Below are 11,630 nucleotides of genomic sequence, written 5' to 3'. Positions count from 1 at the left end.
TGATCTGACGAGCCCCGCATGCCCGCACCCAAGCCGCCTGCTTTCGAAACCCTGACCCTGCATGCCGGCCAGCGCCCGGATCCCGCGATCGGCGCCCGCGCCGTTCCGATTTACCAGACCACCTCCTACGTATTCCAGGACTCCGACCACGCCGCGGCGCTGTTCAACCTGGAGCGCGCCGGACACATCTACACCCGGATTTCCAATCCCACGACCGCCGTGCTCGAGGAGCGGCTGGCGGCGCTGGAAGCCGGCGTCGGCGCGATCTGCACGGCAAGCGGCATGGCCGCGATGCATCTGGCGATCGCGACGATCCTCAACGCCGGCGACCACATCGTCGCCTCCGCCTCGCTCTATGGCGGCACCATCAATTTGCTGGCGCACACGCTGCCGCGCTTCGGCATCACGACGACGTTCGTCAAACCGCGCGCGCTCGATGAATTCCGCGCCGCGATCAAGCCGAATACGCGGCTGGTGATCGGCGAGACCATCGGCAATCCCGGAATGGAAGTGCTGGATATCCCGGCGGTCGCCCAGATCGCGCATGACGCCAAGATTCCGCTGCTGATCGACAACACCTTTGCGACGCCGTTCCTCAGCCGCCCGATCGAGCTCGGCGCCGACATCGTGATGAACTCCGCGACCAAATGGATCGGCGGCCACGGCATCGCCATTGGCGGCGTCATCGTCGATGGCGGCCGGTTCGACTGGCACGCGTCGGGCAAATTCCCGCAGCTCACCGAGCCCTATGCCGGCTATCACGGCATCGTTTTCGACGAACAGTTCGGCCAGGCTGCCTTCATCATGCGCGCCCGCACCGAGGGCCTGCGCGACTTCGGCGCCTGCCTGTCACCGACCAACGCGTTTCAACTGCTGCAGGGCGTCGAGACGCTCGGCGTGCGGATGGAGCGCCACATGAGCAACACGCTTGCGGTGCTCGAAGCGCTGAGCGCCAACAAGGCTGTCGAGTGGGTGCTGCATCCGGCGCTGGAAAATCATCCCGACCATCAGCTCGCGAAGCGGCTGTTGCCGCGCGGCGCCGGATCGATCGTCTCTTTCGGCATCAAGGGTGGCCGCGCGGCGGGCAAAAAATTCATCGAGTCGCTCAGGATGATCAGCCATCTCGCCAATGTCGGCGACGCCAAGACGCTGGTCATTCACCCCGCCAGCACCACGCATCAGCAGATGGATGCAGCGCAGTTGAAGGCCGCCGGGGTCGGCGAGGAGCTGGTGCGGCTGTCGATCGGAATTGAGGCCGTTTCCGACATCATCGATGATCTCGGCCAGGCGCTTCGCGCATCGCAGAAGGTTTGACCCATGCAGCTTTCCGTCAACGGTGCTGATGTCTTCGTCGCGACCGGCGGCCGTCCGTTCGATCCGTCGCTGCCCGCGGTGGTGATGCTACACGGCGCGGGGTTCGATCATTCGACCTGGGCGCTGCACAGCCGCTGGTTCGCCCATCACGGCTACGCCGTGCTGGCGCCCGATTTGCCCGGCCATGGCCGTTCGGGAGGCAGCCCGCTGCCGACTATCGCCGATATGGCCGACTGGACTGCCGCGCTGCTCGACGCTGCGGGTGCGCCGAAGGCGAAGCTCATCGGCCATTCGATGGGCTCGCTGATCGCACTGGAGACGTCCGCGCGTCATCCCGACAAGGTGTCCGGCCTCAGCCTGATCGGCACCGCTGCTGCGATGACGGTAGGCCCCGATCTGCTCAAGGCCGCCGAGGTCAACAACCCTGATGCCATCGACATGGTCTCGATCTGGGGCCTCGGCTTCAAGGCCGAGCTCGGCGGCAGTCTTGCGCCGGGACTGTGGATGCATCAGGGCGCGCAGCGCGTGCTGCAGCAGACGCGGCCGGGCGTGCTCTACAGCGATCTCAATGCCTGCAACTCCTATCAGAACGCACTCGCAGCAGCCGCGCAGGTGAAGGTGCCCGTCACCTTCATTCTCGGCGAGCGCGACATGATGACGCCAGCCAAGGGCGGCAAGGCGCTGGCGGCGGCGACGCCGAATGCGCGGATCGTCATCGTTCCCGGCGCCGGCCACATGATCATGGCCGAAGCGCCCGACGAGTTGCTGGCGGCGTTGCGGCAGTAGCAGCGAACTCCGTTTCTTCCCTCCCCTTGTGGGAGAGGGTGAGCAGCATCACTGCCGCGCCACCTGTTTGCGCTCCACCGGGTGGATGTCGATCGCCCGCAATCTTCCCATGCGCAATACATCCATCGCGAGCGTCCGCCCGACACGGTCGCGATCGAGGGCGCGGATCAGATCGTCGACGCCGTTGATCTCGACGCCGTCGAGCTTGATCACGACATCGCCCGGCAACAGTCCCGCCTTCGCGGCCGGGCTGTCCGGCTCGATCTGCGCCAGCAGCGCCCCCATCTTGTTGTCGACGCCGGCGACCACGGCATGCCGCCGCGGGATCGGCGCGGTCTGGCCCGCAACGCCGATATAGGCGCGGCGGACATAGCCGTGGCGGATGATCTCGGACAGCACGAACTGCGCCGTGTTGCTGGCGACCGCAAAGCAGATGCCCTGCGCGCCGTTGATGATCGCGGTGTTGATGCCGATCACCTCCGATGCCGACGACACCAGCGGCCCGCCGGAATTGCCGGGATTCAGCGCAGCATCGGTCTGGATCACGTCCTCGATGGTCCGGCCGCTCACCGAACGGATCGAGCGGCCGAGCGCCGACACCACGCCGGCGGTCACCGTCGATTCGAAGCCGAGCGGATTGCCGATCGCGACCACGAGTTGGCCGCGACGCAGGCTCTTGGAATTGCCGAGCGAGGCATAACGCAGATCGCGCGCGCCGTCGGCCCGCAACAAGGCAAGGTCAGTATCTGGATCGACGCCGAGCACGTGAGCGTCGGTGACGAATCCTTCGGTGTCGCGCAGCCTGATCTCCTTCGATGATCCGACCACATGGCTGTTGGTCAGCACGAGACCGTCGGGCGAGATGACGATACCGGACCCAAGTCCGCCGCGCTCACGCACGCTGCGCACCTTCGGCCCGGTTTCGACGCGCACGACTGCGGGACCGACCCGCTCGGTCACATCGATCACGGCATTGGAATAGGCATCGAGCAAAACCCGGTCATTGTCCCGGGCAGGCTCAGCCGTTCGCGGCGACAGTCCGTCGTCGGCGATATCTGAGGTATAATCCAACATGGCGAGATTCCTTCGGCCTCATCAGATGGTGGTCGGGAACCGCCTGCGCAAGGTGCCCGCGCATGCAGCGCAGGGCAGGCCTGCTAGGGCGCCCTTCTGAGCTTCGCCGGCCGCGCCTTGACGGGGTCTAGCAGCGACCAGTCCCCCTCTTCCAGCACGTGGCCCTTCGGGAATGGCGCGCGAAGCTCCAGCCCGAGCGAGCGCAGCACGCGATCGTCGCGGTAGTAGCATTGCAGGACGACGCGGACGAGCGTAGCCGCCGCAACGCCGCCGGTGGCGCGGAACTCCGTCGCGATCGCATCGCGCCGCGCCGCTTCAAGCTCAGCCAGCGGCTTGCCGGCCAGACGCGCCAGATGGTCGAGCGCGGCACGCACCATCGCAGTATCGCGGCCGAGCGTCGCCAGCATGTCGACCTGGATTGCGGGATCGTCGGCGCCGGGCACCTTGTACTCGTCGCTGGCGGGAATGATCATCGCAGCAATAGTGCGGAGATCGTCGCGTTGGGCTTTGGTCAGTTCATTGGCTGCGGACATCGCGGTCTCAATCGAAGAGGTTGGCAAGGCGTTGCTTCATCTGATCGGCAACGTAGAGCGCGATCGCCTGGATGGTCGAGGTCGGGTTCACGCCGCCTGACGTGACGAACACGCTGCCGTCGACGATGAAGAGGTTTTTCACGTCGTGCGACCGCCCCCATTCGTTGACCACCGAGCGCGCAGGATCGGTGCCCATCCGCGCGGTACCGAGCAGATGCCAGCCGCCCCAGGGAATCGGGTTGTTGATGCAGATGTCGGTGGCGCCGGCGGTTTCGAGAATTTCCCGGCCGCGCGCCAATCCATGCTCCATCATCTTCCGGCTGTTTTCGCTGATCGTGTAGTCGATCTTCGGCGCGGGAATCCCATGGCTGTCCTTCAGCACGGGATCGAGCGTGACGCGGTTGTGCTCCTCGGGCAGATCCTCGCAGATCGCAGATACCGCGAGCCGATGGCCGTTGAGCTTGCGGAACACGCGGTGATGGTCCGCGCCCCATGGCAAAATGCCCTTCTGTTCGCTCGCGACGGCTTCGAACACCGGCCCCGCGCCGCGGCCGAACTGGATGCCGTAGCCGCGCACGAAGCCGCGCGAGAGATCGGTGTCGTAAAACTCCTTGCTCCAGAGGCAAGTCGGCGGCGCGCGGTTGGAATCGGTCGGCTCCTTCACAAAACCGTAGATTTGCGCATAGGGATGGAACATCAGGTTTTTGCCGACCAGGCCGGATGAATTGGCCAGGCCATTCGGGAAGCGGCCGGAGACCGAATTCAAGAGCAGCCGCGGCGTGCCAACGCCGTTGCAGGCGATGATGACGACTTCGGCCGGCTGGAATTGCTCGACGTCATCCCTGTCGTAATAGACGACGCCCGAGGCCATGCCATGCTCGTTGGTCAGAATCTCGCGCACGCGGCAATGGGTCTTGAGCTCGACGCCGGCGCGGATCGCCTGCGGCCAATAGGTGATGTCGGTCGAGGCCTTGGCGCCTTGCGCGCAGGCCGGCGTGCAATGGCCGAGATTGATACAGCGCGCCCGGCCCTCGTAATCCGTCGTCGCGACCGTGGTGTCCGACGGCCACCAATGCCACCCGAGCTTGTTCATGGCCTTGCCGATCAGCGGGCCGGAAAGTCCGAGCGGCTGCGGCGGCATAGGCGGATGCGTCAGCGGCGACAACGGATCGCCCGACAAACCCGAGACCCCCATCATGCGGTCGTTCTCTTCGAAGAACGGTACCAGCGTGTCGTAGTCGATCGGCCAGTCGTCGGCGACGCCGTCGAGCGTTTTCGCCTTGAAATCGGACGGATGCAGCCGCGGCCAATGCGCGGTGTACATCACCGTCGAGCCGCCGACACCGTTGAAGTTCACGACCTTGATCGGCGAGTTGTCGTCGTTGATTGGATAGTCCTCGGGCCGGCCGCGGACGTTCGGGCTGGTCGACCAGTCGCCATAAAATTTCGCCTCCCAGTCGCGCCCCGTGCTCGGATATTCCGAGGGCTTCATCCAGCCGCCCTGGTCGAGGCAGAGGATATGCATTTTGGTTTCAGCCAGGCTCCACGCCACCGCCGCGCCGGACGCGCCGGCGCCGATGATGAGGACGTCAACGGGGTCGTTCATTGCGGTCGCTTCGCTCCCTGAACTAGCGTCGCCTTGAAGGCGATCTGGGCTCCACGATAGGGGCAGATGCTGCCGGCAGTAAAGCCGAGCGAGGCCGACTTGGCGGGACAAACGCGCAACCCAGCCACGCCATGATACAGGTTTGTTTGCGGACGCGAGACGGGGTAGCTTTTGAGCAAACCATACGCATGGAGGCGACGCCGATTCCGGACTACGACGCCATCATCATCGGCGCGGGCATGTCGGGGCTGTACCAGCTCTACCGGCTGCGCGAGCATGGATTTCGCGTGCGCGTGTTCGAAGCCGGTACCGATGTCGGCGGCACGTGGTACTGGAACCGCTATCCCGGCGCGCGCTTCGATTCCGAGAGCTATTCCTATGGCTACTCGTTCTCGAAGGAGTTGCTGGAGGAATGGGAGTGGTCGGAGCATTTTGCGGGCCAGCCGGAGACGTTGCGCTATCTCAATTATGTCGCCGACAAGTTCGACCTGCGCCGGGACATCCAGTTCAGGAGCCGGGTGACGGCGGCTACTTACGGGGAAGATACGCGGAGCTGGACCATTACGCTGGAGGACGGCAGCCGGTTCGACGCGCGCTTCCTGATCACCGCGATCGGGCCGTTGTCGACGCCTACACTGCCGCGGATCGAGGGCCGCGAGGATTTCAAGGGCGCCTCCTTTCATACCGCGCGATGGCCGAAGGAGCCGGTGAACTTTGCCGGCAAGCGCGTCGCCGTGATCGGCACCGGCGCGACCGGCGTGCAGACCATCCAGACCATTGCGGGACAGGTCGGCCACCTCACCGTATTCCAGCGCACGCCGAACTGGTGCGCGCCGCTGCACAACGGCAAGATCGACGCCGAAACCCAGAAGAAGATCAAGGCCGACTATCCCGAGATCTTCGCCCGTTGCCAGGAAACCTTCGCCTGCTTCCTGCACACGCCGGACCCGCGCGGCGCGTTCGAGGTGTCGGACGAGGAGCGCGAGGCGTTTTATGAGAAGCTCTATGGCGAGCGCGGCTTCGGCATCTGGCAGGGCAATTTTCGCGATATACTGATCGACCGCAAGGCGAACGCCACGATCTCCGATTTCGTCGCGCGCAAGATCCGGCAGCGCGTGAAGAATTCGGCGGTCGCGGAAAAGCTGATTCCGAAAAATCACGGCTTCGGTACGCGACGCCTGCCACTCGAGACCTTCTATTACGAGGTCTACAATCAGGACAATGTCGAGTTGGTCGACATCAACGAGACGCCGATCGAGCGGATCACGCCTGAGGGCATCAGGACAAGCGAACGGGATTACGAGTTCGACATCATCATCTATGCGACCGGTTTCGATGCCATCACCGGCAGTTTCGACAAGATCGATTTTCGCGGGATTGGCGGCGCGCGACTGAAGGACAAATGGAAGCGAGGACCGGAGACCTATCTCGGCATCATGGTGCATGAATTTCCGAACATGCTGATGCTGATGGGACCACACACCGCGCTCGGCAACATCCCGCGCAGCATCGAATACAGCGTCGACTGGGTCACCGGGCTGCTCCTGTTCGCGATCAAAGAGGGGTTGACGCGGCTGGAAGCGACGCCGGAGGGCGTGAAATCCTGGACCGATCACGTCAAGGCGCTCGGCGAGGGATTGCTGTCCAACGAGGTCAACTCCTGGATGACCGGCATCAATTCCAACGTCGAAGGCAAACAGAGGCGCATCGTCGCCCGCTACAGCGGCAGCGCGCCGGCTTATCGCGCGAGGTGCGACGAGGTAGCGGCCAAGGGGTATGACGAGTTGAGGCTGGGGTAGCGTCATCGTCATGCCGGCAATGCCTCCTCCCGTCATTGCGAGCGAAGCGAAGCAATCCACGTCTCGGCTCGGGGATAGCTTCGCTGCGCTCGCAATGACGGGGAAGTAGCGACACAACATGCCATCGTCATCCCCCCGCGCCAGGCGGGGATCCAGTACGCCGCGGCTTATCGGTTCAATTACTGCTGTCTCTGGAATACTGGATCCCCGCCTTCGCGGGGATGACGACTGAATATGAGGCGGCCTTCTCGCGACGCATTGCGTCCGAGCTTTGCTCTCAACTTCCCGCCCTCTCATTCAGAGGGCGCAGGGAAGACCGGGTGCGCGCCGCACCCGCGGTCTCGTGTGCAAAGTGCGCAAAAGGAAACGCACACGAGCATACAGGTACAGCGGGAGCATCCCGGCCTTCCCTGCGCAATGGCTTTACGGCTTACTTCGTGCTCTTCTCGGCGAACGGCCTTTTTGCCACCGTCGCCCCGGAGAAGCTTTCGCTTCTTAAGGACTTAATGCCAGCACCGCGACATCAGAACCACACGACTTCGCCGTACGCATCCGGCACACTCGTCAGTCATGGCATCAGCGTCCATCGCATCTCACCGCGCGTCAGGTGACGATGGCCGACGCCCCTCATCTCGCCGTGAGACGGAGCGAGTTATGCCGCTGATTTGGGGAAGAACGGAAGCGGAATATTTTTGATTTGGCGGATTGACATTATTTCTGAAAATCAGAAGTGATTTGCCCCGCACATCACAGGCGCCGTAGGACCTCCTACGCCTTCTCAGACGATCAACTTCAGCAGATAGCTCCTCGTTTCACGAAGGCGAGTATCGACGGCGTTAGCATCGAAGAGATATTCGCCGCCCTCGGGACGATACATCGCCAGTATCTCAACGGTTTGCTGGAGATAGTCGTCGTCGGGAAACGCATCATCCAGGGCGGCTTCGATTTCATTCGCGCTTGCGATACTCGTGTCAGCCCCCGACACAAAACGATCGATCAGCGAGATTATTCGGAGCGCAGTCAAGTGTTTCACCACGCATCGATACACGGCCGCTTGCGACCGCTGCGTAATTCCGGCTTTGGCACCGAACGCAGGCCGGACATGATCCAGTGCCGCGTGTCGGCGGGGTCGATCACTTCGTCGATCTCGAGCACCGAGGCGATCGAGACCGCCTTGCCGTTGGCGTAGAGTTCGGCGACCTTGGCCTTGTAATAGTCCTCGCGCTCGACCGGGTCTTCGATTGCTTCCATCTCCTTGCGGAAACCGAGCCGGACATAGCCTTCCAGCCCCATGCCACCGAACTCGCCGGTCGGCCAGGCCACGGTGAAGAAAGAGGCATGGAAGCCACCGCCGATCATGGACTGCGCGCCCAGCCCATAGCCCTTGCGCAGGACGATGCCGAACAGCGGCACGGTAAGGCTGGCGCCGGTCACGAACATGCGCGCGACATGGCGCACGATCGCGGTTTTCTCCGCTTCGGGTCCGACCATGAAGCCCGGCGTATCGCAGAGCGATATAATCGGAATGTCGAAGGCGTCGCAGAGCTGCATGAAGCGCGCGGCCTTGTCGCCGGCCGGCGCGTCGATCGCGCCGCCGAGATGCTTTGGGTTGTTGGCGATCAGGCCGAACGGTTTTCCCTCGATACGGATAAAGGCGGTGATCATGCCGACGCCGAAATCCCGGCGGATCTCCAGCACCGAGCCTTCGTCGGCCAAGAGATCGATGACGCTGCGGATGTCGTAGACCCGCAGCCGGTTCTCCGGAATGGACCGCCGCAGTAGGCGCTGGTCCGGCGCTTTCCAGTCGGCGACCGCGCCCTGGAAGTAGGACAGATATTTCTGCGCCGCGGATGTCGCCTCCGCTTCATCCTCGACCAGAATGTCGATGACGCCGTTCGGCGACTGGAACGACACCGGACCTACTTCAGCAGGGTGATAGACGCCGAGCCCGCCGCCCTCGATCATCGCCGGTCCGCCCATGCCGATCGAGGCATTCTTCGTCGCGATGATGACGTCGCAACAACCGAGCATCGCGGCATTGCCGGCAAAGCAATAGCCGGAGACGACGCCGATCACCGGCACGAGCCCCGAGAGCTTTGCGAACTGCACGAAGGACGGCCCGTCGAGGCCGGTCATGCCGAGCCTGTCCGTATCGCCGGGGCGGCCGCCGCCGCCTTCGGCATAGAACACCAGCGGCAGCCGCCATTGCTCGGCCAAGCCGAGCATGCGGTCGATCTTCTTGTGATTCATGTGACCTTGCGTGCCGGCGAGCACGGTGTAATCGTAAGCGATCACCATGCAGCGGGCGGCGTCCGCGCCGAATTTTTCTGCGTTCACGGTGGCGACGCCGGAGATCAGGCCGTCGGCCGGCGTGTTGCGGATCAGGTCGTCGACCGTGCGGCGGCGGCGCTGCGCGGCAATGGCGAGCGAGCCATATTCGACGAAGGAGCCTTCATCGACGAGGTGCGCGATGTTCTCGCGCGCCGTGCGCTGGTTGGTTTTCCGCCGTCGTTCGACCGAGGCCGGCCGGTTTTCATCCAGCGTGATGGCATGGCGTTCGATCAACTCGGCGAGGTCGGGGCGGATGTGGTCGAGATCGATATCGTCCTCCTCGGTGACATCATGGGCGTCGATCTCGGCAGGCTCCAGATAGAGGATCGGCTCGTCCTGCATCAGCGTCACGCCGGAGCCGGCAGCGATCTGCGTCACCCGGCCGCCCTGCGGCGCCGTGACCAGATGCTCCATCTTCATGGATTCGAGCACGGCGATCTGCTGGCCGGGGCGAACGAGGTCTCCCTCCTCGACGTCTATCGCGACGATCGTGCCTTGCAGCGGCGCTGGCACCGCGACCGAACCTGCCGGGCCGGTTGCCGATGCCGCGACCGCGATCGCGAGCGTCTCGTCATCGGAAGCGCTGCCGGATTCGACCAGTTCCGTCTCCGCCGTCGTGTTGGTTTCGCCAACCAGATCGGCGACATGCTTGTCGATAAAACCGGTGCTGAGACGGTTCTCGACGAAATCCGGATGCGCCAAAATCGCCGCGAGGAAGGGAACGTTGGTGGCGACACCGCCGATGCGAAATTCACGCAGCGTCCGCGAGGCCTTATGCACCACGTCGGTCCAGTTGCCGCCTGGCGAATGCACGATGACCTTTGCGAGCAGCGAGTCGAAGGCGGCGCTGGTCCGGTAACCCGAATAACCGAACGTATCGACGCGCACGCCGGGGCCGGACGGCAGGTCGAACACGGCCAGCGTCCCGCCGGTCGGCCTGGTGGCGCCGGTCTCGTCCATCACCTCCATGTTGACGCGGAGCTGGATCGCAAAGCCGCGCGGCCTCGGGATATAGCCCTGCGCAAGCCCGAGCGAGCCCAGCGTCGCACCGGCCGCGACCGCAAGCTGCGACTGCACGAGATCGAGGCCGAGCACCTCCTCGGTGACGGTATGCTCCACCTGCAGCCGCGGATTGGCCTCGATAAAGGCAAACGCCTTGTCGCTGGTCCTGGCGTCGTTATCGACGAGGAATTCGAAAGTGCCGAGATTGTCGTAGTTCGCGGCGGCGGCAAGCTCCTTGGCGGCGTCGATGATGCGCGAGCGCAAGGCGTCGTTCAGCGACGGGCTTGGCGCGACCTCGATGAGCTTTTGGTTGCGGCGCTGGATCGTGCATTCGCGCTCCCACAAATGGCTGATCGCGCCGTGGTGGTCGCAGATGACCTGCACCTCGATGTGGCGGGCATTGCGAATCAGGCGCTCGACATAGACGCCATCGCTGCCGAAGGCCGCCATCGCCTCGGATTGGCAGCGCGCATAGGCCTCCTCCAGCCTGCCCGCGTCGTCGACGATGCGCATGCCGCGGCCACCGCCGCCGGCGATGGCCTTGATCATGATGGCGCCGCCTGCGCCGAGCGATTCCAGGAAGGCCTTGGCCTCATCGAGGCTGGTCGGCCCGCTGGTGCCCTCGATAACAGGCACGCCGCATTTTTTTGCCAGCGCCTTGGCCTGCGCCTTGTCGCCGAACAGATCGAGCGCTTCCGGCGACGGGCCGACGAAGACGATACTTTCCTCGATGCAGCGGCGGGCCAACCCGGCATTCTCGCTGAGGAAACCATAGCCGGGATGCACGGCGTCGCATTCGGTCGCCTTGGCGGCTGCGATCACCGCCTCGATATCGAGATAGGCCCGCGCGCCGCGCCCGGGGATTTCAAGGGCGGCGTCGGCGGCGCGGACATGCAGCGATTGCGCGTCGTCGGCGGAGTAGATTGCGACCGTCGCAAGGCCAGCGTCGCCCGCGGCGCGCGCGATGCGGATGGCAATCTCGCCGCGGTTGGCAATCAGCAGCTTGTGGAAAGACATGAACGGTTCCGTCTGGACAGCAGAGCGAAATGATGCGGCGATCGGCTCACCTCGCCCCGCTTGCTTCCCATACCCCAATCAGCAGCGCGAGGCGGCTACCGGCAGTTTCTTGTTTACTCGACATGAACCGTTGCCGAGATTCTGCGCAAGTGGAATTTCGTTCCACAT

The 11,630-nt window shown here is 64.0% G+C and carries 8 protein-coding genes; 3 read left to right on the top strand and 5 right to left on the bottom strand.

Annotated features, from left to right (window positions below; translation table 11 throughout):
- Positions 1-18 precede the first annotated feature (18 nt).
- Both V1278_RS14285 and V1278_RS14280 read left to right on the top strand, forming a co-directional pair.
- A complete protein-coding gene (locus V1278_RS14285) occupies positions 19-1,314 on the top strand; it encodes an O-acetylhomoserine aminocarboxypropyltransferase (RefSeq protein ID WP_334381191.1) in 1,296 nt (431 codons plus the stop codon).
- Between the two features lie 3 nt (positions 1,315-1,317).
- On the top strand, positions 1,318-2,100 hold the full coding sequence (locus tag V1278_RS14280; protein WP_334364017.1) for an alpha/beta fold hydrolase: 783 nt from the start codon (positions 1,318-1,320) through the stop codon (positions 2,098-2,100).
- Positions 2,101-2,148: 48 nt separating this feature from the next.
- Here V1278_RS14280 and V1278_RS14275 read toward each other — a convergent pair whose 3' ends face one another.
- The 3 genes from V1278_RS14275 to V1278_RS14265 form a co-directional block, all read right to left on the bottom strand.
- Positions 2,149-3,174, bottom strand: a complete 1,026-nt coding sequence (locus V1278_RS14275) for a S1C family serine protease (protein ID WP_334381190.1) — start codon at positions 3,172-3,174, stop codon at positions 2,149-2,151.
- 83 nt (positions 3,175-3,257) lie between these two features.
- Positions 3,258-3,707 carry a hypothetical protein gene (locus tag V1278_RS14270; RefSeq protein ID WP_334364019.1) on the bottom strand — a complete coding sequence of 150 codons (450 nt, stop codon included), beginning with the start codon at positions 3,705-3,707 and terminating at the stop codon, positions 3,258-3,260.
- A 7-nt stretch (positions 3,708-3,714) separates the two neighbouring features.
- Positions 3,715-5,313, bottom strand: coding sequence for a GMC family oxidoreductase (locus tag V1278_RS14265; protein WP_334381189.1), 1,599 nt, complete (start codon positions 5,311-5,313; stop codon positions 3,715-3,717).
- 188 nt (positions 5,314-5,501) lie between these two features.
- Here V1278_RS14265 and V1278_RS14260 point away from each other — a divergent pair, with 188 nt between their 5' ends.
- A complete protein-coding gene (locus V1278_RS14260; RefSeq protein WP_334381187.1) occupies positions 5,502-7,112 on the top strand; it encodes a flavin-containing monooxygenase in 1,611 nt (536 codons plus the stop codon).
- A 778-nt stretch (positions 7,113-7,890) separates the two neighbouring features.
- Here V1278_RS14260 and V1278_RS14255 read toward each other — a convergent pair.
- A complete protein-coding gene (locus V1278_RS14255; protein ID WP_334381186.1) occupies positions 7,891-8,136 on the bottom strand; it encodes a hypothetical protein in 246 nt (81 codons plus the stop codon).
- A gap of 5 nt (positions 8,137-8,141) precedes the next feature.
- Positions 8,142-11,462: a carboxyl transferase domain-containing protein gene (locus V1278_RS14250; protein ID WP_334381185.1), complete on the bottom strand. Its 3,321-nt coding sequence runs from the start codon at positions 11,460-11,462 to the stop codon at positions 8,142-8,144.
- Positions 11,463-11,630 lie beyond the last annotated feature (168 nt).

It is taken from the genome of Bradyrhizobium sp. AZCC 1577 (assembly GCF_036924575.1).
In the GTDB taxonomy this organism is placed as follows: domain Bacteria; phylum Pseudomonadota; class Alphaproteobacteria; order Rhizobiales; family Xanthobacteraceae; genus Bradyrhizobium.
This window is presented reverse-complemented; position numbering and strand designations above follow the sequence as displayed.